Raw genomic sequence first — 23,660 nt, 5'->3', positions numbered from 1 at the left:
AGTTGTAAATTATCATGAAGCGAAGCTTATTTTTTTCTGCCATAGCAACTGCTGTGGTAGTGCTGCTACTAATTGGCGTTGGCGGTTTTTATTGGATTAATGCCCAAAGTCCTCTCAGCTTACTACGAGGTGGTACGACAAATACACCAGCAGCAGCGATATTTGTGCCTAAGCAAGCACCTGCAATGGTATCTTTGCTAGTCAATCCAGAAAAACTAGAGTCTTTGCGGCAATTGGCAGCGCGTCCGAGCGATCGCAGGCAGTCGCGTCAAGAACTAGAACGCTTTAAGTCTAGTTTACTAGCTAGTAGCAGTCTCGACTATCGCCAAGATATTCAACCTTGGTTGGGGGAAGAAGTTACTTTGGCTTTGACGAGTCCAGATATCGATCGTGATGCGACAAATGGCAATCAGCCAGGATATTTAATGGTATTAACTAGCAGAAATTCGGTTAAAAGTAGAGAATTTTTACAATTATTATTTTCCCAACGGGCGATCGCAGGTAGAGATTTAGTTTCAGAAACTTATCAAGGTGTTAATATTTTCTCCGATCGCAATCGGGTAAATGTAGGGGCGCACAGCCGTGCGCCCCTACAAGAACAAATCTCTCTTGTCGGCGCAGCAGTGGGCGATCGCTTTATTTTATTTGCCAATCATCCTAAAGTATTGCGAGAAGCAATTAATAACGTCCAAGCACCCGATCTGAGTTTGAATGATTCTGCTCAATATCAACACGCATTAAGTTTATTACCTACTGAGCGAATTGGCGTAATCTTTCTCAATTTGCCTCAAGTGACAACTTTGTTGGGGAAAGAACCGCAAGAACAAATTTATGACAGTCAAATTATTGCCTTAAAATTGAATCCACAAGGAATTGTCGCAGAAACCTCAATAACTGCTAATCAGACAGAACTCGCTCCTGCTGGTAAAATGCTGTCTGAACCCGTGCAAGCATTACAATATTTACCTACAACAACCAATTTAGCGATCGCGGGTTTAGATTTGAGCCATTTACAAAATACTAACTTAAATCAATTATGGAGACAAATTACAACTGTCCTATCTGGTTCTAGTAATGATGCAATTTCGCGCTCGATCGCTCAACCTTTAGCTAAATTACAAGATAGTTGGGGTATAGATATTTCGCAAGATATTTTTAGCTGGGTGCAAGGGGAATATGCTTTAGGAATGCTGCCCCAAAAAGATGCTAGTACGAGTGCTGATTGGATTTTTATTGCCGAGAAGTCTGAAGGGACAGATTTAGCGATCGATCGCTTCAATACAATTGCTGAAAATCGAGGTTTGAGCATTACACCTCTATTTTCAAACGAGCAAAAAATCTATGCTTGGATGCAGGTAAATCCAGTTCCATCTAGTCCATCCGAGCTAGGCGATCGCTCGTTACTCACTCTTAAAGCTAAAGTCCAAGGCGTTTATACTACCATAGATAAATACGAAATTTTCACTTCTTCAGTTGCAGCAATGGAGGCAGCTTTAAAAGCAGCAAAAACCAACTCTTTATTGAAAAGTTCTCAGTTTCAATCTGCCATAAAAGCTATTCCTCAGCCAAATCAGGGTTATCTATATTTGAATTTACCTAGAAGTAGAGAAATTTTAGAGCGGCAATTACCATTAGTTAAACTATTAGAAGTGGCAGCAAAACCGTTTTTTGACAAAACACAATCGATTACTGTAAGTAGTTATGGCGATCGCACTGATGTGCTTCAGGGTAGTATTGTTTTGCGCTTAGGCTCGAATTAATGTCTTATCTTGTTTGCAGCAAGGAATTATTGAGGCAAAAGAACTATGCAGATTCCTACTTGGCACTACAATGACTTACAACAAGTTGGGGTTGATTTTAAAGATTAGGCAGGGGTTGCAGCTTTCGATCGCAATCAAACTTCTTCTACAGTAGCAGCAGAGCGATCGCTTGTGGCGCAATTAGGTATTTCTCGCGGACATACAGTTATCGATTTGGGTGCGGGTTTCGTCTCAAATTTGACTTGGCGATAAAGTGCAGTTATGGGTAAAGATAAACCCACACTTGTCAAAGCGATCGTATCTTCTGTTGCGTAAGGATAAAGCACCCACAAACCTTGTTCGTTGCGCCGAAAACACTCTACACCAATTTGTTCGGAATCGATTAAAACATATTCCTGCAAAGTTTCCAACTGACGATATCGAGCAAACTTACCACCGCGATCGTATGCTTCTGTAGAAGGGGAAAGCACTTCAACAATTAAACAAGGGTGTTGAACGATTGAATTAAATTCCCGATCTCTCAGATCGCAGGTAACGACAACATCGGGATAACAATAACTATTAGCAGTAGCAACTTGTACTTTCACATCTGAAATGTACACCTCACAATCACTTTGAACTAGATGACTATCTAAAGTAGTGACTAAGTTTAAAGCAATACGATTATGGGGTTTTGTTCCCCCAGCCATGGCAAAAACTTCGCCGTCGATATACTCGTGGCGCAGTTGTTGCATAGGTTCCCATTCTAAATACTCTTGCGGTGACATCAATCGTAATTGTGGACTAGTAATCATAAGCTTTACTCCGTTAATCAGTTACCCATTACCCATTACCCATTACCGAAATGCTGTTTCACCACATCTAATCGCGAACAGTTCCAGTAATCGATATGGGAATCAATTAATCCTTGGGGATTGAGGTGTAACTCACTCCAGCCAGGAATCGCAATGCGAGGTTTCCAGGGGAGGGGAGTATTCCAACTCAACGTCCATTCTGTCTTGATAGTGTCCCCTTCCTGGCGAATGTCATGCAAATCCATCTTGACTGCAATAAACCAGGTGTTGATGAAATTAATCATCAGTTTGTATCGCTCGACACCGCGAAAACGGTTGAGGGGCTCTTGAAAAAAGACATCTGAAGCATAGATGCTATATGTCTGGTTGTCTGGGAATCTTTGGTAATCTTGCCGGAGGATTTGAATAATATCCATTATGGTTCTACTTCCAACCACAACCTTTCTAACTGATATTTCCATGCTGCCATGACTTGCTCCCGCGACTCCGCTCCTTGTTGTAAGTCGCCTAGCAATCCCTCGTCGTACATTCTGCTCAGATTTTGCAGGGTAGCTTCTAGAGATTGTCCTTGCTGCTTTTGCGCTGTGACGATTTGCCGTAGTTTCGTTTCTACCAACTGGTTAAATACATTTGTTAACCCCGCTTGATTTAAGGAAATTAAGCGCGCGATCGCCTCGGTAAAATCTGCCGTACTCAAACTTTCACGACTGTGCTGAAAGACTCCCCACACGACTCCTTGATGTAAGGCGTAGCGCACTTCCTGAGTTTCGTCAAAGTTAGCTTCGAGTAACTGTTCCAAAAACGGTTGAGCTGCCTGCGCCGATAAAATTGGTAATAATACTCGCAGCCAAGAGCGATCGTCTGATAGCAGTACTAACAGGCGAAATTCCGGTGTTTCGATTTGCCAGGAACCAGGAGCGATCGCTTGTACGGGTGCAGAATGAAATAAATCTGTTAGGGTGTTGGCAATTTCTTCGGGTGTCATGAATTGCTAATACTATCGTCCTTATACGAGTAGTTTAGCTAATCAGTTGTCAGTGTAGAGACGTTACATGTAACGTCTCTACAAAGTTGTCAGTCCATTTCCGATTTCCACTCGTTTATACAGCCTGGATCTGTGACGGTGATTTTTGAGCGATGCCAGCACGTTGACTCAGTTCTTCAGTCACAAAGCTAGGAACTTTTACTGTTGCCTGTAAAGCCATGCAGCAGTCTCGTACAGATAATAAAAATCTCTTCATCGCCACGCAATCGGGAACGGTGTCTACTCGCGCCAAAAACTTGCGCCAGTTGTTTTCATTGTCGCAGCATAATTCTACGAGATATTGGCTAGCTAGATATTCTGCTAACAGATCGTGAGTAAAGCGCACTTTATCTTGTGCCTTACCGATCGCTTGCAGCAAACCGAGATTCTGCTCTAAATGTTCTAGGTAAATTTTAGCGGTATCGTATCCTGCGATCGCCCCAATCTCACTGAGTAATTGTTCGCGTTTGACTGCGGCTGGCTGAAATGTCTGTTTGATACATTCCCAGGCGATCGCTTTGGCATATTTTTGCACGCTATTTGCTTCTAACAACGGCACATCAGTAGGTTTGCTTGCAGAATTAGATTGAGCGAGTGCCTGCTGCTGCATCTGAGGGTCGAGCGTTTGGGTAGCAAACCAAGCATTCAGCACTCTGGGATGATAGTGGAAAAAACCAACTAAAACTAACCAGTTAATTGGCAATTTCATTCTGCCAGAAAAACCTGGTAACCCAATGCTAGAGTATCGTTGTAATGCATTGTTAATACCTAAAATCCACAGCGGACGCTGCCAGAGGAGTAGCGACCAAAATGATGTCAGCGTAGCGATATATACTATGCCAATTGGTAGCCATCGATACTGTGAGAGCAATTTCAGCGCGATCTCGCTCCCGTTGGGGTAGCGATGCGATTTGAGTACTTGCGATGACTGACGTAAGAGCGCTACCTCTGCTTCTGGAAATAACTCTTGACTGGTTTCAATAATTTTCAGCGCCGTTTCCAATTCGCGAATGTCTTGTTCTAATTGGAGATGGGAAAGCGTTGTGGCTTTTTGCTGCCAGCCAGTTGCAATTTTAGCCCAAGCATAGATAGCGTTCGATCGCACCGTGCGATCGGGATCGCGGAGCGTCTGGCTCAGTGCGGGAACGGCACTTTCTGCTGCTGCTCCCATGCTACCAATTGCAGATACGACCATCGATCGCACCGATCTATCTTCATCTTGTAGTGCGACTGTGAGCGCGGGGACGGCACTTTCTGCTGCTACTCCCATACTACCAAGCGCGTATGCTGCACTAGAACGTACTACGGGACTTTTATCTGCTAAAGCTGTAACGCTCAAAGCCGGAATTGCCGAGTGCGCCGCTGCTCCCAGACTTCCCAAAGCGGCAACCGCATTAATTCTAATGCTTTCGTCCTTTTGCTGTAATTCTTGACTCAATGCTTTTACTGCGCGATCGCCACACTTTTTCAGCGCTGCTACAGTGAATATCCATTCGTTAGTGTTGCCCAGCTTGGTTATATAAGAATTAATTTCCCGATCGGAACATGCTTCTGCTCTGACTATATCGATTGAAAGGAGATTGAAACAAAAGCAAAAACTAGATACAGGTAACCACAGAATTATTAATTGCAACTTGCGGCTTTTCTTCATACATTATTTCGGTAAATCTGCTAGCACTCATCCTATAAATTGCCGATTGGCTGTTGGTTGTTGAGCTAGCTTTTACTAGTAGTGCGCGCATCAAGACTGTAACGTTTTTTCTCTGACAACTGCATATTATATAAACGATCTTGATAGCGTTGTAAATTATTATACAGCCAATTCACTTTTAGTAAAGACTTTTTTAATGGAAGAACTTCTCTGAACGCAACACTCATCAAAAAGAGGCTAGAGGCAAGTTGCCAATCGAACTGCAAATTTTGAGCAGCTATAAATGCTACACTTTCCCCTATACGGACAGAGAAGATTTGAGAGCTAGCCGCAATTATCTGGAGTATAAAACCTATCAATCGCTCTTGAGTTCTGTGGTTTTCGCTCCTTTCAACTTCTGATTTTCTTGAGAAGAATTTAAGGTTTTTTTAGCTAAGGTGCGAATTTGTGGTTTCAGAGCATCTGGAGCCGCTGCTTCTGCTTGCTCAAATAACTGAGCCGCACCTTGACTATCTTTATGAATTTGACGCAGCACGGCTTTGCGTACTAAAGCTTTAAGGTTATTGTTTTGTCTTGCCAAAATTTGGTCGTAAGTTTTTTCCGCACCAGCAGCATTACCTGTTAGCTCGTATTGCTCTGCTAAACGCAAACGCAAATCTATATTATCGGGATTGTTTTGTACTAGTTGTTCTAACGAAGCGATCGCTTTATCTAGTTTTCCAGCTTGTTGTAAAGCTTCAACATCGTACAATGCTTCACCCGTGCGAATCTGTGAAGTAGACCGTTGGTAACCGAGTAGGGAGAGTAGGGCTATTCCAACTAAACCAATGCCGAGGAACCACCCGAGTTTCGACCCCATTTTCTCTCTAACAGAGGAGTGGCGATCGCTTTGATTACTCAGTTTGCGGTTAGAATCGAATAAAGATTGCATCACTCCGTTAGGGTTCTTCGAGCGAGCGTTGGCATCGCCAGGAATAATGCGATGAATTAATCCCAAAAGCTGATTCTCTGCACTGGAGCTATGTATTTTATTTAGCTCCCATACTAACCAAAGAAAAGCGATAGCTGTTCCTTTGGGTTTGAGAGTTACTGTGTTGTTTTCTCGGACTAGAGGTATAGAGGAATGAAAAATCTCGTAGCGCGCTTTGACGGTGTTGAGATGAGCGATCAAAGGTTCTAATTTATTTTTTATGACTTTTTGAGTTGCTGCATTAGATTCTAATAGATCGTACTTAGTCAGCACTATAGCTAATGGATAATCTAATCCATTGAGATAAACCAAGCTCGTCAATGCCATGACTTGCTCGAAGATATTTTCCAATACTTGAATGTAAGCATCGCTGTGCCTGAGAGCGTAGGCATCAATAAACACGCAGCAGCCATGCGAGTTAAACACGAGTTCGCGAAAATCAGAGTTGTGAACGTCGCAGATTTCGCCAGGGATATCATTCCAGCGGAAATGGCATACTGTTTTTTCACCCCAAAAGCTTTGTCGTTTTAGGTTAAAGCTGAAGTTGACGACTTTCATCGTCGGTGGTGGATACTGATCCGTCTGGTCTATATATTTAAGAATTTTATCTACATTTTCCTTTACCTGGTTGTCTTGGCATTCAAACCATAATTTGTGCGGTTGCTTTTTGGAACTTTCAGTCTGTAGCTCCGTATAGCTACCGACGAGGAAAACCGTTTTTCCTACGCCTCTTTGCCCAATGCTTAAAAGATTAAATGTTTTATTTGTTGGTAAGTTTTGAGGTAACACGGTTAGATGCTGCTTGCGAAGTTTCACTGACATAGTTTTTTTGGCTCTATAGTTTTTGTAACATTAGCTTAAGTGCTAGGTGAGATTGATTAGCAGCAGCATACCACTAAGTTATTATTCCTGAAAGTTAAATACCATACATCACTATTCACTGCATCGCTAGCAAATAACTCCAAGGATTACACTTGATTTTGCTGCGACAACAGAATAAATATAATTGCGGTCAATATAGCTGCAATTCTGACGCTACTCCTAAAAATGCACATTTAGACTCTAAAGAGATTGCATATAGCGCGTTCTAGTTGAACGAGGCGTGCAACTCCGTGAAGTTCGCAGCCGTGTGTCTCTATAATGTCTTGCATTTGAATAAAACAGTTGTTGGCGGTTATTAGGCTGACAAACCCTCTCTTTCGAGCATAGTGGCAAGCGATCGGCCAGTCCACTGTTTTAAAGAAAAAACTTAGAGTCTTCATTGAGCATTAGAGGCAGGCTAGACAATTCGTAAAAGCCAATATATTTAGATCAAAAAAGATTATCCGGTCGAAGAAATTTCCAGATGTAAAAAAATAGATTTTTTTCACTTTTGCGAGTATTTAGAAGGTAAAATCTCAGCGTAGGCGCAAGGGGGCAAAACCGGCTTGCTCCACGAGTTGCTGTCCTTCTTCAGAAAACAATAAATTCGTGTAGGCAATCCCAGCGCGTTCGTCAACGCTGCCATCTCGCTTGACGATGATGTAAAGGCGACGAGTTAAGGGGTAAGTCCCGTTAGCAAAAGCTGTAGTATTAGCGACATTTTTGCGCTGGAGGTCGAAAGGAGAAACAAAGCCACCGTTACTTGCAGCCAGTGGCAAGGGAGAGATGGTTGCTAAAGAAATAGGATCTATGCTCTGCTGGCGAACTGCTTCTGAGGCAGTAGCGTAGCTGATTCCGCCTGGAGTTTTGGCGACGGTACGGATAGCATCGGTTGTCGTGTTAACTAATCGCACGTTGGAGCCAAAATTTTCTTCTGCCAGAACTTTTTCTTGCAGAAAATTAGCAGTACCGCTGACTTGAGGATCGCGGCTAATGGGTACGATCGGTAAATCCGAGCCACCGAGTTGTTTCCAGTTAACGATCTTCCCAGTGAAAATATCTTTAACTTGGGACAGCGTTAACCCAGAAACGGCAACTTGAGGATTGGCATATAGAGCAATGCCATCAATCGCAACGGGAATTTGTTCTAAAGTAAAACCGAGTTGTTGGGCTCGTCTTAATTCTGCCGCTCGAATCGGGCGAGAAGATTGTGCGAAGCTGAGTTTACCTATTAGCAACATTTGGATGCCTACGGTAGAGCCATGTCTATTTTTATAAGGATCGGTGTAGAGTAGTTCAAATTGTGGCTGAGCTTGGGCAATCGTTGCGACAGTTGTGGGCGATCGCAGTGGCGCAAAAGTGGTAGAGCCACCATATCGAAACGTACCCGAAGGGACGTTAGGAACTGCTGCCAAGGCTTTGTAGTTTCGATCGCGCTTGACTTGCGATGCTACGTAGACTCGCGAATCGGTATTAGACATACCCGAATGCATCAGACCGTATAGCGAAAACCCGAGCGCTACCGCACTTGCTAAAATGCCAACTTTGAGCCAAAGTTGAGAGTTTTTATAACCCCAAGTCAGGCGTTCGGCGTTATTATCAACTGTTTGTCCTAATACCAACGGCTTCAAATCGACTGGGGAGAAGTTATTTCCTGCTAATGCCAAGCGACCGGAGTTAGAATTTGCTGACATAGAGTGGCGATCGCGGCTGGCAGTCGATTTTTTTTTGTATTTAGATAATAAATTTGTCGAACCCTTCTGAATCAAACTTTCTGACTCTCGATCTTTTCCTAATGTTTGTTTGTAGAACTGATACAACGGTAACTTGGGTTTTGACTGACTCTTAGAGGCGATCGGATCGACTGCAATAGTCGCAACATCTGCTGTAAGAACATGCCCCGGTTCAAGCTCTAAGCCATCAATTGCATAACTAGTATAAATAGAGAGATGCGCCATTTGCTGCTCGTAAGTTCTTTCGGGGAAATCGACGGCACTTTCCTGTGCGTCAATCGGCACAAATAGCTCCAACAAATTTCCTTGGCGCAAGTCTGTATAGCTTTGCTGTCGCAGGTACAGAGGAGTTGACACCCCTGCTTTTGCTGGTGGGTAGTCCCACAAATTTGATAAAACCTTGGTTTTTGTATGTGCGCGAGGCTGGTGTCGATCTAAGATTGTTACTGGTCCTCGCTCCAAACAAGTAAATATATTTGCTAGTTGAAAATCAAACAGTGGTTCTGAAATGTAATAACAAATAAAATATGGTACGTTGCCGCGTCCTAGCTCGTCCACGCCATCGTTGTATAACCAGCCAAACAAAGTTTGCTCTGAGTCGATTTGATATATGTAAGCCGCACGATATTTGGGTTCTGGAGGATTGTAAGAATCCCAATGTTGGGAAACTACATGTTGCAAGAAAGCTTGCTGAATTTCTGGCGAAACCTGCGGACTGCAAACAGTTTTGAATCCTTTGCCTGCAAAGCTGGTATAAACAAGTTGACCGAGAAGTAAGTACATATGTCTAAAATTAAAAAGCTAAATGCGGCTACCTATGTTGAAAAGTATTGCAAAAATTTAAAAATGACCTCAAGATGCTAAATGTGAAAGTTTTTTCGGCGGCAGTTTTCAGAGTATTAGCCAAGCGAGCGCACAATGAGTCAAATTCCTTTCCATTTTGCCGAGCAGTATTCCACCCGTAGACGTACCACTACCTCTAGATGTATACAATTTAATAATTTTAGCAGTATAACAATTCACGACTCTAGAGATAATTATCCGCCATCTTGCCGCAATAATCCAGACCCAGGGACTAAGCTTTCCAAACATCGCCTTTGGTGGCAAAAAAGCAGTTTTAGAACCAAGCTCGTAGCGTTAATTATTGCTGTTGGGATTTTGCCAGTTTTGACTGACAAAAGCCTTGCGCAAGCTGACGATCGCCTAGTCCCACAGTTTAATGCCCAAGCTGAAGCCCGCGTGGACAATCCAGACCTGGCTGATTCTCCCACTCAGCTGCCAGTGACTCTTTTAATCGAAACTGTTGTCGCATCGCTGCTACTAATTGGTTTGTTGACTGCTTTTTTTGCGAATCGAGCTATGCGTCCAGCAAAATCTGCTGTCGATGCAGGTGAAAAGCCAAAATTAGAACCGGATGACTCTTACTCTCCGCTAGCAATTCTCAATAGTGCAGCATTGGAAAAGGTTGATGTTAGCCATCAACAAATTGCCACGATTGAGTCAGCTAAAATAGCGACCGAAATTTCGCTCAAGTTTCGACAAGCACAATATCTCAATGAGTTGTTAAAAACCGCTACAAAAGAAATACGTCGCGCTCTCAGCGCCGATCGAGTTTTTGTGTATCAATTTAATCCTGACTGGAGTGGTAATGTTGTCGCTGAATCTGTTTTACCTGGCTTACCTTCCTGCTTAAAGATTAAAATTACCGACACATATTTTTCTGAATCGAACGAGGGCGTAGAAAAGTATATCAATGGTCGAATTTGCGTAACTCACGATATTTATGGGGGAGAACTGACCGATTGCCATATTAAATTGTTAGAACAGTTTGCGATCAAAGCGCAGATGGTAGCGCCGATTACTAAAAACGGTCAACTATTTGGTTTATTGATTGTTAATCAATGTTCCGAACCTAGGCTTTGGTTGCCTCATGAAGTTGAGTTATTCTCTCATTTGGCAAAACAGGTAGGAGTAGCATCCGAACAAGTTACATTTTTAGAAAAGCAGGAAGCCGATGCCGAACGTGCCGATTTACTCACAGAAATTACTTTGCGAATTCAGCAAGCTCAATTTTTAGAAGAGTTACTGAAAACTGCTGTGAAAGAAGTCAGGCGTGCGATCAAAACCGATCGCGTAGTCGTTTACGGTCTAGATTCTAGTAATTGGGATGGCATTGTCGTGGCAGAGTCTGTTGCCCCAGGCTGGCCCCAAACTTTAAGAGTGAGAATTGACGATCCTTGCATGAGAGAAAAGTATGCCGAAATCTACAAGCAAGGTCATGTCACAGTCATTGATGATATTTACCAAGCGGGACGAGTTGAAGACTGCTATCGCCGATTATTAGAGCAGTTTGCAGTTAAAGCTAATTTGGTAGCACCAATCTTGAAAAACAATGAGTTACTGGGATTATTAATTGCCCATCACTGTTCCGAACCGAGAAATTGGCAACAGGAAGAAATTGACTTATTTGTTCAGTTAGCGACGCAAATAGGATTTGCGATCGATCGAGTCAGCCTGATGGAAGAAATGGAAACAGACGAGGAGTAGGCAGTTATCAGGGAGCAGGGAAGAAGGGACAAGGGGGACAAGGGAGCGGTCAACCATCAACCAACAACCAACAATTACCCATTACCCATTACCAACAACCATCACTAGTCTTTAATTTATCGATCGCCGCGATGAGTTCTGCTGGTTGGTGGATGAGAAAATCGGGCTGATATTGTTCCAGGGCTGCGGCGGAGTTGAAACCCCAACTAACGGCGATCGCAGTGACTTTACTTCTTTTTGCTGCTTCTATGTCTCTGGTTTCATCTCCGATATAGACGCTCTCTGACGGTGCAATCTTCTCTTGCTTCAAAATCTTTTTGATGACTCTACTTTTACTGAAGAGAGCGGCTTCTGTATAAATAAAATCAAATAAATAATCCATATCATTGAGTTCCAAAAAAGCAAAAATATTATCTTTAGAGTTAGAACTCAGGATGCCGACTTTATCAACTCGTTTTCTCAATTCCACTAAAGTTTCTTTAATCTCGGGAAAAGGTTGAATTTTAGAAATTTCTGCATTCAGCTCTGATTTGACTTTAGCAACTAACAGGGGAAATTTGAGAATTGAAATTCCTGATTGTTTGATAATTTGACGCGAACTCAGGTTTTTAATCTGAGCGATTTCTGCGGTGCTGATGGGTTTATGTCCGAATTCTACAGCTAAGCGATTAGTAATACCGACAATGGAGTAAAGTGTATCGGCAATAGTACCGTCAAAATCAAAAAATATCACCTTAATGGTCATTACAGTGAATCGGAATAAACAATCGTAGCCGACGATTCAAGATTAGCACGGGCGTTCCTTCTCAGCATTTCGGGTTTGACCCGCCGCAAGGCTGAACCTGTAAAGCGCCGATCCCACTCGCCGTCTTCTATTGTTGCTAGTTCTGTGAGTTTTGGTGCGAGATTGCGTGCATAAGGATGAAATTCGTTAATGTCTGTCGTGCGAGCAAAACGCTGGTTCCAAGGACAAACATCTTGACAAATATCGCAACCAGCTACCCAACCATCAAGACGGGAAGCGATCGCTTCAGGTAACTGTTCGGCACGATTTTCGATTGTATGATAAGCAATGCAGCGATTGGCATCGACGACAAAAGGCTGCGTAATTGCTTGTGTGGGACATGCCTCTATGCAGCGAGTACAATTACCGCAATGTTGCGTATGGGTTCTATCTGGGGTCAAAACTAAGTCAGTCAGCACTTCACCCAAAAATACCCAAGAACCATATTCTCGTGTAATCACATTACCATTTTTAGCAATCCAACCGATACCTGCCTGTTGCGCCCACGCTTTATCCTGAATTGGACCCGTATCAGCATAGAACCGCGTTTGGATATCTGCTGCTTGCGATCGCAACCACTGACTCAAGGCTTTGAGCTTTTTATGCAATACCTTGTGATAATCTCTACCCCAGCCATAACGAGAAATTTTTGCATTTGTTGGATCTGTAGAATGCTGGTGAGGAGTGTAATAGTTGAGCGCCACGCAAATTAGCGATCGCACTTCTGGCATGACTAAACGAATATCCTCCCGCTTGGGGTTTGCCATCCATGCCATATCTGCTTGATATCCCAGTTGCAACCAAGCTTGCAACCTCTGCCGCTCTGTAGTTCCTACTGCTTCCACTGCGGCAATGCCGACTTTGTGAAACCCTATTTCTAAGGCTTTTTGTTTGATTTGGTCGCTGGTTAAGTTAGTCATTTGTGATTGGCGAGTGGCTGGGGGCTAATTTGATATCCGGTTACTCGTTATATGTCATTCGGATAGTACACCCAAATGAGTGATGACGAGTTACAAATGAAAAATTCTAGAATCCTTCTATAGGGGCAGGTTTTGACCTGCTCTTATATGCGATCGTGAGCGTTAAGCGCAAGCTGTTTTTGTCGAGAGGGATGAATGAATCGCATGGAAGCATCAACGCGATCGCCGCAGGATACGGTACAACAAATAGCAGGAATTACAGAATCTACCATTATTCGTTACTTTGACACTTTAAACACAGAAAATTATCAAGCCTGTGCAAATTTATTCGCTACAGATGGAGTGATGTATCCTCCTTTTGAAGCAGGAATTTTGGGACGAGAGGCGATCGCTTCCTTCTTGCAGCGGGAAGCTCAGGGGATGAAGTTGGAGCCAGAGCGAGGAATTTCCCAGGTTGTGGAAGGCGATTTAGAGGTGCAAGTCGTGGGGAAAGTGCAAACCCCTCTGTTTGGCGTGAACGTTTCTTGGTTCTTTTTACTCAATTCTCAGCAAGAAATTGCTGCCACCAAAATCAAACTCTTAGCCTCACCGCAGGAGTTGTTGAGTTTGAAGCGATAGGAAAGGAACAGTTATCAGTGACTGCAAAGAGTCTAACCACTAATCACTAGCCACCAGCCACTCGCCACTAACCACTATCTGAAAAGATTTTGCTAGGAGTTGGCGACCCATTTCGATATCTTTAGGGCTGCATTGCCAGTCTGGATATGCAGTCATTAGCAGACTCTCTAAAGTTTCATAATCGAATAAGTGCCATATAGCAGCACCATTTACCTTTGCTGAGATGGCATAGCAGTTAGAACTGATGCAGTAAACAGTACAAGCACTGGCTGCCCGTGCTACAGACATTTGTTCCCCTACTTGCAAGGCTCTAAATTGCCGAATTGCTTGCTTGAACTCGTCAAAAGAGGAGACTGTTAGCCCTGGAATTGCGACGATCGCGCTGCGATCGCCATTAACAGCAATCCAGTAGTGACGGCTAGGATCGATTGCTTCCAACCAGGGTAGTTCATCATCAAGACAGTAGCGCGGAGACAAAGCAAATAACTGTGTCATGGGTAAATCTGGGTTCTGAATCTTACGCCCAATTTCAAGCGATCGCATAGCTTGCCGTTAGGTTAGAAACTTAGCACTTGCCTCTTTTGACCTTGCGATGCAACTCTTTACCCCACTATTAGACATTCACTACCGACTGATAAACCTAACTTAACAAAATTTATAGTAATACTTACTATAAGTTGAGCTTTTGTAAATATTTCTCTGTAGAGACGCGATATATCGCGTCTCTACAAAAACCTAGCCAACCAATCCAGATCTGAGGGCGCGGACTGCGGCTTGGGTGCGGTCATCGGCGCAGAGTTTGTTCAGGATGTTGCGGACGTGGGTTTTTACCGTACCAACGGTAATGTATAGTTTTTCCGCAATTACAGCATTACTACAACCTTCTACAATTAGTTGCAATACCTCTAATTCTCTTTCGGTGAGGGGGTAAGCAGCTAACATTTGGTCGTAGTCTTCATCAGCTGCATGGATAGCAACAGTTTTGTTGTCTTTGTCTTCTTTACTAACTTCAGCGACTACAGCAGCAGGAACTTCGGCAGGTGCGGGTTTGACTTGCTGTAAAACAATGCGGGCGATCGCGGGATCGATCCAAGCATTGCCGCTGTGGGTGACGCGCAATGCTTCTAGTAAGTTATCGAAACTAATATCCTTCATGCAATAAGAATCAGCCCCCGCCGCAAAAGCAGCTAACACTGCTTCTCGATTGTCTCGCAAAGTCAAGATCAAAACTTTGGTAGTAAATCCTTCTCCCTCGCTTGCGGCTGCCTTAATCTCCCTAGTTAGTTCAATGCCATCTTTATCAGGTAAACCGATATCCACGATCGCAATATCGGGATGGACTGTCTGCAATAACTGCAAACCCTCGCTAGCGTTGGCAGCTTCGCCTACCACTTCAAGTTCTTGCCGCTGTTGTAGTGCTGTTCTGATCCCGACGCGAGTGAGGTCGTGGTCTTCAATTAAAGCAACGCGAATTTTACTCATGTTTTTTACATTGTTCATTTGTCATTGGTCATTTGTCATTGGTCTGGTACTAAATGACAGATGATGCTTTGGCTGCATGTCCTACAACTGAAAGTCAAGTGGGATTCAAAGCGAGGTAGATCGCAGCCCTTACTCACTGCTCTAGCCATTCCATAAACTCTTGTAAGAGTGCTATATCAAGTAAGTTTTTAACTCTAGCTTTGTTCAACAATTCAATCTTAGTACTTTTATTTACATTGCCATCCTCATCAGCTTTCATGCTCCATCATTGCCTAGACAATCTTTTGCTATCCTGCAAAAACCTCTACTTATGGCTTTAATACTTTTACCCTGTTTTTTTCATCCCCCTCAAGAGAGAACTTTTGGCTTTTCTGTATGTTTTAATTTTTTTAAACTTGAGGTATTCTAGCTTAAACTTATAATAAAACTTAATTCGATAATAGTTGTAAATTTTTTGGCATAAAAGACGACAATTGTTATTAAAAACTGCCGGAAAGACTTATACAAAAAGAGTTCATGGAAATTCTAATATTTAGATTTTACCCTTCCATCCCACTCTAGTAAGTTAATAGTTTAACTGCGATACTGGTTGAATAAATTTGATGAATCGAACAGTGTCATAAAATTTTCTCTAGCATAAAAATAAAGTTGCTAATACAGTCAAAAACTAAATGAGCCAAATAGAAACAGTTCCTGGGGAACTTTGGCAGACCATCCATCCTGAAGATCGCGATCGCTATTACCAGCAACGGCAACAAGCGATCGCTCGTCAGCAGGCTTACACTGTCTCCTACAGAGTTTTGGCAGCAGATGGAAACTATTATTGGTGGCAAGAACAAGTTATCCCAGTAGCGAGTGACGTACCGGATCGGCAAGTCACTTGTATCGCTCGAACCGAAGTAAACTTGACTGAGCCGGAATCGGCAAAGACACCAGTAAAAACAGCACAACTAGAAGCCGTACAACAGAGATTTCAAGATTTAGTCAACGGGCTAGAAGACACGATTGCTTGGGAATACGATCCAGCAACCGTACGATTTACCTTCGTCAGTCAAAGTGCAGTAGGAATTTTAGGCTACCCGGTGGAACAGTGGTTAGAGCAGCCGAACTTTTGGCAGAATCTCATTCACCCTGAAGATCGGGCAAATATAGTACATTTTTACCACCAGGAAAAGCGAGAGCGCGATTGTAGTTTGGAATACCGTTGCATAGCCGCAGATGGACGTGTGGTGTGGCTGCGCGATCGCCTGCACTTTGCCCGCGATCGCGAGGGGAAATTTAAACTGCGGGGATTGATGTTGGATATCACCGCAGCCAAGCAAGCAGAAGCAGAATTGCGGGAAAGCGAAGCTCGATTTCGCACGATGGCAGACGGCGCACCCGTGATGATCTGGATGGCTGGGACTGACAGTTTGTGGGAGTTTGCCAATCAGTCTTGGTTGAATTTTACCGGACGCAGCTTAAAACAGGAATTGGGAGAAGGTTGGATTGAAGCAGTACACCCTCAAGATGTCTCTCGTTGCATGGAAACTTATTTATCAGCTTTTCACAGTCGGCAAGAGTTCGCGCAAGAATTTCGCCTGCGACGGGCGGATGGTAAGTACCGTTGGATCTTTGAAAAAGGCAGTCCTCGGTTTACCCCCGACGGGAGTTTTGCTGGATATATTGGCTGCTGTTTGGATATTAGCGATCGCAAAGTTTCGGAAGACGCACTCAAAACGCGGGCAGAGGAATTAACTTATCTCACAACCGTGCTAGCGCAAACTAACGTGACGTTAGAAAAGCGCAATCAAGAATTAGATCAGTTTGCTTACGTTGCTTCTCACGATCTCAAAGCACCATTGAGAGCGATCGCCAATTTATCAGAATGGATTGAAGAAGATCTATCAGATAAACTGACAGCAGACACGCGCCACCAAATGAACTTACTACGGGGGCGCGTCCATCGCATGGAAGCCTTAATTAACGGATTGCTGCAATATTCCCGCATCGGACGGATGGATACGCCAAAAATTGAAGTTTCTGTAGGAGATTTGTTGGCAGAGGTCGTTGACTCCCTCTCGCCACCTGAAACGTTCTCAATTGAAATTGCACCCATGCCGACAATCGTGACTGAAAAATTGCCTTTACAACAAGTCTTTACTAACTTAATTAGCAACGCCATTAAATACCACCCCAGACAGGATGGCAAAGTCAGTATTTCCGTGCAAGAGTATGCCTCAAATTATGAATTTGTCGTAGCCGATGACGGAGACGGAATTGCGCCCGAGTACCACGACAAGGTATTTGGTATCTTCCAAACTCTGTTGCCCCGTGACACAATCGAAAGCACGGGAATCGGCTTAGCGATCGTCAAAAAAATTGTCGAACAACAAGGAGGTACTATTCGGCTAAAATCACAGCCAGGACAAGGAGCAGCTTTTTATTTTACTTGGACAAGGTGATTGGTAATTGGTAATTGGTAATTACTCCCCCTCTCCCCCTCTGCTCCCTGCTCCCTCAAAAATACTACAAACGATTGAGGCATATAGGCTTCGATTTTAGTCAAGATGGAATATATAAAACTTCATAATGAAAGGCAAAATGATTCATATTCTGCTTGTCGAGGATGACGAAGTGGATGTCATGAACGTAAAAAGGGCGTTTAAGAAAAATAACATTACCAATTCACTCTATACGGCTAGTGATGGGATAGAAGCATTGTCAATTTTGCGAGGAAGTGAAGGCGCATCGCCAATCCCGCAAGAGCGGCGATTAATTTTATTAGATTTAAACATGCCCAGAATGAATGGAATTGAATTTTTACGAGAATTGCGAGGTGATGCCAATCTCAAGCAGATCCCTGTCGTTATGTTGACGACATCTAACGAAGACAGAGATAAAGTTGAGGCTTACAACCTGAATGTCGCTGGATATATTCTCAAACCAGTCACGTTTGATAACTTTGTCCAAGTCATGGCAACGCTGAATAATTATTGGACTTTAAGTGAAATGCCTTAAGTGAAGGGAGCAGGGTATATACCACTTCCGATTCCCGATTTTTATGGAAGAACCAGTCAAAATTTTAGTTGTAGATGATGATGAAGTCGATCGCATGGCAGTGAGGCGAGCGTTAGTCACTGCTGGGGTGAAGATGGATTTGTCAGAAGCAAATGGCTGTGCTGAAGCGATCGCCCAGTTGCAACAGCAGCAGTTTGACTGCGTATTTTTAGATTATCGCTTGCCTGATGGCGATGGCTTGAGTTTAGTGCAACAAATTCGCTCTTTGGGCTTTACCGTTCCTTTGGTGGTATTGACAGGGCAAGGAGATGAGCAAATCGCCGTCCAGTTAATGAAAGCGGGGGCATATGACTATTTATCGAAATCTAAACTATCGGTAGAGGGACTAAGCCAGACACTCCGCAATGCTATCCGCCTGCATAAAGTAGAAATGGCAGCTCAAGAGGCAAACAATAAATTAAGAGAGAGCGAGGAACGCTATCGATTAGTACTAGAAGCTGCTAATGATGGGGTGTGGGATTGGTACTGTACTACCGATGAAGTTTATTGCAACGATAGGTTATTAGAAATTATTGGGGTCGAGCGGGCAGAATTTACTCACACCCCCACAGCGCTATTAGATTTAATTCATCCAGAAGATTTACCCGAGATCAAAACCGTAGTTAAAAATCACCTGCTGCACGGACAAAAATGCGAAGCTGAGTTTCGGATTCTGCACTCCTCTGGGGAATATCGTCATTGCGTGGCTAGGGGAAAAGCTCAAAGAGATTCTCAAGGCTGCCCGTATCGAATGTCGGGAATCGTGAGCGACATCACGGAGAGTAGAAGGCTGGATGCTGCGCTTAAAGCTAGCGAATCTCGGTTTCAGCGCTTGGCGGAGACAAATATCGTAGGTGTGATATTAACCAAATTGAGTGGGGAAATTCTGGAGGCGAATCAAGCTTTTCTACAAATGGTGGGTTACACTCAGCAGGACTTAAAAGCGGGAAAGTTGCACTGGCAGAAAATGACACCACCAGAATATGCCGAGCAAAATCGACTTGTCATCGAACAACTGCGTACGGCTGGTAGTTTTAATTATTATGAAAAAGAGTATATCCGTAAAGACGGAACGCGAGTGCCAGTACTATTGGGTGCGGCAGTTGTAGAACAGTTACCCGACACGGCAATTTGCTTTACTGTCGATTTGAGCGATCGCAAACGCTCGGAAGCTGAAATTATCAACCTCAACCGAAATTTGGCGCGACGAGTCAACGAGTTGGAAACGCTGCTCGACGTGATTCCCCTGGGAATTGCGATCGCCCAAGATCCAAAATGCCAGTATATTCGCGTCAACACAGCGATGGCAAAGCTAATGGGGCTATCATCAACTGCTAATGCTTCTAAAAGCGCGCCATTAGAAGAACGACCGACATACAAAGTCTTCCGTCAAAGTCAAGAAATTCCTGCTTCCGAGTTACCCATGCAACAAGCGGCAAGCAGCGGTAGACCAGTGTTAGATGTAGAGTTAGACTTAGTAATAAAAGAAGGTACGCCCCCAGTCAAATTACTTGGCAACGCCGCACCTTTATTTGACGAACAAGGTCAATGCCGAGGCAGTATAGGAGCGTTTGTCGATATTACGGAGCGCAAACGGATTGAAGAACAAGAACGATTTTTAGTTGAAGCTAGCAACATTCTGGCTGCTTCTCTGGACTATCAAACTATTTTGCATAATCTAGCTCAATCGATCGTACCGCAGCTAGCAGATTGGTGTAGCATTCACATTCTCGAAGCAGACGGCTCGATCCGGCAAGTGAGCGTGGCTCATTCCGCATTATCTCAGGTACGGTGGCTAGAAGCTTTAGCTTGTCACTATCCTGTTAGTCCAAATAGCACGTTGGGCGTAGCCCAGGTTATCCATACCGGGGAGTCAGTTTTATACCCAGAGATTGACGATCGCTTACTCCAAAATCTCGCCCGCGATCGCGCTCATTTACAAAGTTTACGCCAAATTCAGATGAAATCGGCGCTGTGCGTCCCAATTCAAGCGCGCGGTAGGACGCTTGGAGCAATTAGTTTTGTGGCAGCTGAGTCACAGCGAGTCTATACTCATGCCGACTTGATATTTGCCGAGGATCTCGGTCGTCGAGCTGGGTTAGCAGTAGACAACGGGCGGCTTTACCAAGAAGCTAATGAAATTGGTGAAAATCTGCGTCAGGCGATCGTAATTTTAGGCGAACAGCAACAACAACTGCGCGTTTTGCAGCGAATTGGCAACCTGCTCAACCAACGCTTAACCGACGTATCCGAGCTACTACACGTTATCGTCGGAGCTGTCTGTGATGGAATTCCCGATGCAGATTTTGCCGCGATCGCTACTTACAATTCTGCGACTGACGAATTAGAAACTTCTGCCACAGCAGGTATTGGCAAGGAAAGATTGCTCTTAACCGAAATTTTCGATCCCGATTTGGGAGTCTTGAGGCAAGTATTTGAGACTGGGGAAGCGCAGTTGATTAGAGGGAGCAGGGAGCAGGGACGAGCTGGGAGCAGGGAAGGGGGACAAGGGGGACAAGGAGAATTTAATTCGGAATTTGGAATTCCAAATTCCGAATTCTCTTTGGCTCCTAGTTCTTTGTATGCAGTGCCGATTGCTTCTGTGAATGGAGAGCGTTTGGGTGTACTGGTGGTGGGAAATTGGCAAAATCTTGATGCCTTCGACCCCGAAGACCAAAATTTAATGGCAGCGGTAGGAGAACAGGCGGCGATCGCGATCGGGAATGCTCGCTTAATCCAGGCTTTAGAGGAACGGGAAGAACGCCTAGCTGCTCAAAATTTGACTTTAGCCCAGCAAAATCGAGAACTGGAGTTAACCAGACAACGGATCGAGCAGCAAAATCTCCAGTTGATCGAAGCAGCGCGGCTGAAATCTCAGTTTCTCGCCACCATGTCTCACGAACTACGCACGCCCTTGAATGCCGTGATTGGTTTTGCTCAAGTTTTATTACGCCAGCGTTCTGCGGCTCTGTCTGGAACTCAATCTGGCATGATCGATCGCATTTTGAGCAATGGTAAACATCTCCTTGCCTTAATCAATGATATTCTCGATCTATCTAAAATTGAATCAGGTCGGCTAGAACTACAGCTAGAATTAATTAGCTTAGATCGTTTAGTCTTATCAACTATTGATGAACTTAGACCTCTAGCAGAGCAGAAGCAGTTACCTATACATGTCGATTTGCAAACAGAAAATGTGACAATTGTTAATGATAGTAATCGTCTGCGTCAAATATTAGTCAACTTACTTTCTAATGCAATTAAATTTACTGAATCTGGTTGTATAGAAATCAAAACTTGCGAACTTTCAAATACGCAATTTAGGCTGAGTGTCAAGGATACTGGTATTGGCATTGCTGCATCGGAACTAGATCATATTTTTGAAGAATTTCGTCAAGTCGATCAAACAACAACCCGTAAACATGGTGGAACTGGCTTAGGTTTAGCAATTACCAAATCGCTAGTCCACATGATGCAAGGCAAAATTTCAGTTGAAAGTCAATTAGGTAAAGGTTCGACATTTAACGTTGAGTTACCGAAGACAGTGACTGGTGAGTAGGAAGCAGGGGACAAAATTCAAAATTCAAAATTCAAAATTCAAAATTGATTCACGCACCACGCACCACTTATTCCAGACTCCCGACTCCCAACTCTCTAAAGAATGAAGCTATTAGTTCAATATTCTGTTAGCGTGAACTTAGTTCGATCGCTCCCTTGTCCCCCTTGTCCCCCTTGTCACTCTTCCCTCTTCCCTGCTCCCTAATTAACCAATGCCTGGACACGACATAATTGTAATCGGTGCTTCTGCTGGTGGGGTAGAAGCTCTGTCTCAATTGCTGAGCCATTTACCGTCGGATATTCCAGCGGCAATTTTTGTCGTGCTGCACGTTCCCTCTGAAAGTCACAGTATTCTCCCGAAAATTCTCAATCGGGCGATCGCTAAGCGTCAGCAACAATCTTCACTCAAGGCATTACATCCTGAAGATGGCGAGCCGATCGAATATGGCAAAATTTATGTCGCACCACCCGATCGCCACTTGCTCGTCAAACGCGGCTCGATTACTGTAGCTCGCGGTTCCAAAGAAAACGGTCATCGCCCTGCGGTAGACCCGCTGTTTCGCTCGGCAGCACGGGCATACGGACAACGGGTTGTGGGTGTGGTCTTGTCGGGGACGCTAGATGACGGCACAGCAGGACTAATGGCGGTGAAGCAACGAGACGGCGTGGCGATCGTCCAAGACCCTGAAGAGGCAATGTATTCGGGAATGCCCCGCAGTGCAATTGAAAATGTAGAAGTCGATCGCATTTTACCTGTAGTAAATATAGCAGCCTCGATCGCAGAGCTAGCTCGCCAGCCTGTAGCAACAGAAACAACAGGTGTATCTGATGATATGGAAATGGAGGCTGACATGGCAGAACTAGAGTTAAATGCGATGCAGAACCCCGATCGCCCTGGCAGACCCTCCCCATATGGTTGTCCAGATTGCGGTGGCGTGCTGTGGGAACTGGATGAAGGCAAGCTCGTCCGATTCCGCTGTCGCACGGGTCACGCTTACTCTACAGATAGTTTGCTTGCCGCTCAGTCAGAGTCATTGGAAGACGCACTGTGGAACGCACTGCGGGCATTAGAAGAAAAAGCTGCCCTGACAGAGCGATTGGGAAACCGCGCCCGCGATCGCCAGCAAACTTATTCTGCTAAACGGTTTGGAGAACAAGCGCGAACCGCACATCACCAGGCGACTTTAGTGCGCCAACTGATCTTGAGAAACGGAAGTAATGGCAGCGACACATCTACAGCGAATGGACAGGTGGTAGGATCGCAGAGTAGTGCAGCCGCAGGAGGTACTCCTGAAGCAGAAATGAAACATCCTGCCGTGGAAGACTCCTCCTCTCTGCCTCAGAAAGTTGTAGCGATCTGTGCCTCTGCTGGAGGATTGAATGCTCTGAGCCAAGTTCTATCGGCATTACCAACAGAATTTCCAGCTGCTATTACTGTAGTTCAGCACGTCAGCCCTCACTACCCTAGCATGATGGCAGATATTCTCAGCCGTCGCACAAAAATGCCCGTCGTACAAGTCCAAGCGGGAGATAATTTGCGATCGGGAGCAGTTTATATTGCGCCGCCAGACCATCACCTACTGGTCAATGCAGATGGTAGCCTGTCGTTGACTCATTCAGAACTCGTACATTTTGTCCGTCCTTCAGCAGATTTACTCTTTGAATCGGTAGCCGCTAGTTTTAAACAGCAGGCGATCGCAGTTGTCTTGACGGGTACGGGTAGCGATGGTGCAATGGGAGTCAGGGCAATTGTAGAAATGGGCGGGACTGTAATTGTTCAAGACTACAAAACTGCTGAATTTGGGGGAATGCCAGAAGCAGCCATTAATACTGGCGTTGTCGATCTGGTTTTACCGCTAAACGAGATTGCCCCTACCTTGGTAAAACTAGTTGCAGTTGAGGTGAAGGGATGAGGGATG

The 23,660-nt window shown here is 44.3% G+C and carries 18 protein-coding genes; 7 read left to right on the top strand and 11 right to left on the bottom strand.

The features are described 5' to 3' along the window. The first annotated feature begins 14 nt into the window (after positions 1-14). Positions 15-1,760: a DUF3352 domain-containing protein gene (locus tag H6G17_RS06590; protein ID WP_192155360.1), complete on the top strand. Its 1,746-nt coding sequence runs from the start codon at positions 15-17 to the stop codon at positions 1,758-1,760. A 134-nt stretch (positions 1,761-1,894) separates the two neighbouring features. Here the strand turns inward: H6G17_RS06590 and H6G17_RS06585 are convergent, their stop codons facing one another. From H6G17_RS06585 to H6G17_RS06560, 6 genes are all read right to left on the bottom strand, one after another. Then, the gene (locus H6G17_RS06585) at positions 1,895-2,554 is read right to left on the bottom strand and encodes a Uma2 family endonuclease (RefSeq protein WP_242038272.1); all 660 of its coding nucleotides are present in this window, start codon (positions 2,552-2,554) and stop codon (positions 1,895-1,897) included. Between the two features lie 35 nt (positions 2,555-2,589). Next, a complete protein-coding gene (locus H6G17_RS06580) occupies positions 2,590-2,970 on the bottom strand; it encodes a DUF2358 domain-containing protein (protein WP_192155358.1) in 381 nt (126 codons plus the stop codon). After that, positions 2,970-3,539 carry a hypothetical protein gene (locus tag H6G17_RS06575; RefSeq protein WP_192155356.1) on the bottom strand — a complete coding sequence of 190 codons (570 nt, stop codon included), beginning with the start codon at positions 3,537-3,539 and terminating at the stop codon, positions 2,970-2,972. Before H6G17_RS06575 ends, H6G17_RS06580 begins: the two co-directional genes overlap by 1 nt. 115 nt (positions 3,540-3,654) lie before the next feature. Further along, positions 3,655-5,229, bottom strand: coding sequence for a HEAT repeat domain-containing protein (locus tag H6G17_RS06570; protein ID WP_192155354.1), 1,575 nt, complete (start codon positions 5,227-5,229; stop codon positions 3,655-3,657). Between the two features lie 355 nt (positions 5,230-5,584). Continuing rightward, positions 5,585-7,021: a tetratricopeptide repeat protein gene (locus H6G17_RS06565; protein ID WP_192155352.1), complete on the bottom strand. Its 1,437-nt coding sequence runs from the start codon at positions 7,019-7,021 to the stop codon at positions 5,585-5,587. A gap of 575 nt (positions 7,022-7,596) precedes the next feature. Continuing rightward, positions 7,597-9,576: a substrate-binding domain-containing protein gene (locus H6G17_RS06560; protein ID WP_192155350.1), complete on the bottom strand. Its 1,980-nt coding sequence runs from the start codon at positions 9,574-9,576 to the stop codon at positions 7,597-7,599. Positions 9,577-9,711: 135 nt separating this feature from the next. Here H6G17_RS06560 and H6G17_RS06555 point away from each other — a divergent pair, with 135 nt between their 5' ends. After that, positions 9,712-11,340 (top strand): GAF domain-containing protein, encoded by a 1,629-nt coding sequence (locus tag H6G17_RS06555; RefSeq protein ID WP_192155348.1) that lies wholly within the window; start codon positions 9,712-9,714, stop codon positions 11,338-11,340. A gap of 88 nt (positions 11,341-11,428) precedes the next feature. Here the strand turns inward: H6G17_RS06555 and H6G17_RS06550 are convergent, their stop codons facing one another. Beyond that, complete coding sequence (locus H6G17_RS06550) at positions 11,429-12,085, bottom strand: HAD hydrolase-like protein (protein WP_192155346.1); 657 nt, start codon at positions 12,083-12,085, stop codon at positions 11,429-11,431. Next, positions 12,085-13,044: a tRNA epoxyqueuosine(34) reductase QueG gene (gene queG / locus H6G17_RS06545; RefSeq protein WP_192155344.1), complete on the bottom strand. Its 960-nt coding sequence runs from the start codon at positions 13,042-13,044 to the stop codon at positions 12,085-12,087. The genes H6G17_RS06550 and queG overlap by 1 nt, the downstream gene beginning before the upstream one ends. A 195-nt stretch (positions 13,045-13,239) precedes the next feature. Between queG and H6G17_RS06540 the strand changes: the two genes are divergently transcribed. Continuing rightward, positions 13,240-13,662, top strand: a complete 423-nt coding sequence (locus H6G17_RS06540) for a ketosteroid isomerase family protein (RefSeq protein ID WP_192155342.1) — start codon at positions 13,240-13,242, stop codon at positions 13,660-13,662. A gap of 39 nt (positions 13,663-13,701) precedes the next feature. Here H6G17_RS06540 and H6G17_RS06535 read toward each other — a convergent pair whose 3' ends face one another. The 3 genes from H6G17_RS06535 to H6G17_RS33930 all read right to left on the bottom strand — a co-directional run bounded on the left by H6G17_RS06535 (position 13,702) and on the right by H6G17_RS33930 (position 15,403). Continuing rightward, positions 13,702-14,157 (bottom strand): hypothetical protein, encoded by a 456-nt coding sequence (locus H6G17_RS06535; RefSeq protein ID WP_192155504.1) that lies wholly within the window; start codon positions 14,155-14,157, stop codon positions 13,702-13,704. A 240-nt stretch (positions 14,158-14,397) separates the two neighbouring features. After that, the gene (locus H6G17_RS33935; RefSeq protein WP_039717060.1) at positions 14,398-15,144 is read right to left on the bottom strand and encodes a response regulator transcription factor; all 747 of its coding nucleotides are present in this window, start codon (positions 15,142-15,144) and stop codon (positions 14,398-14,400) included. A gap of 133 nt (positions 15,145-15,277) precedes the next feature. Then, complete coding sequence (locus tag H6G17_RS33930) at positions 15,278-15,403, bottom strand: hypothetical protein (protein WP_277875942.1); 126 nt, start codon at positions 15,401-15,403, stop codon at positions 15,278-15,280. 412 nt (positions 15,404-15,815) lie between these two features. On the opposite strand from H6G17_RS33930, the gene H6G17_RS06525 reads away from it, so the two are divergent. The 4 genes from H6G17_RS06525 (at position 15,816) to H6G17_RS06510 (ending at position 23,654) form a co-directional block, all read left to right on the top strand. Then, positions 15,816-17,588: a PAS domain-containing sensor histidine kinase gene (locus tag H6G17_RS06525; RefSeq protein WP_192155340.1), complete on the top strand. Its 1,773-nt coding sequence runs from the start codon at positions 15,816-15,818 to the stop codon at positions 17,586-17,588. 127 nt (positions 17,589-17,715) lie between these two features. Beyond that, the gene (locus tag H6G17_RS06520; protein WP_192155338.1) at positions 17,716-18,144 is read left to right on the top strand and encodes a response regulator; all 429 of its coding nucleotides are present in this window, start codon (positions 17,716-17,718) and stop codon (positions 18,142-18,144) included. Positions 18,145-18,187: 43 nt separating this feature from the next. Continuing rightward, on the top strand, positions 18,188-21,742 hold the full coding sequence (locus H6G17_RS06515; protein WP_192155336.1) for a PAS domain S-box protein: 3,555 nt from the start codon (positions 18,188-18,190) through the stop codon (positions 21,740-21,742). Positions 21,743-21,953: 211 nt separating this feature from the next. Then, positions 21,954-23,654 (top strand): chemotaxis protein CheB, encoded by a 1,701-nt coding sequence (locus H6G17_RS06510; RefSeq protein WP_192155334.1) that lies wholly within the window; start codon positions 21,954-21,956, stop codon positions 23,652-23,654. Positions 23,655-23,660: the final 6 nt, after the last annotated feature.

Origin of the sequence: Chroococcidiopsis sp. [FACHB-1243] (assembly GCF_014696895.1) — a bacterium.
Lineage (GTDB): Bacteria > Cyanobacteriota > Cyanobacteriia > Cyanobacteriales > Chroococcidiopsidaceae > Chroococcidiopsis.
Note: the sequence above shows the minus strand (reverse complement) of the source record. Positions and strands in the feature narration are given on the sequence as shown.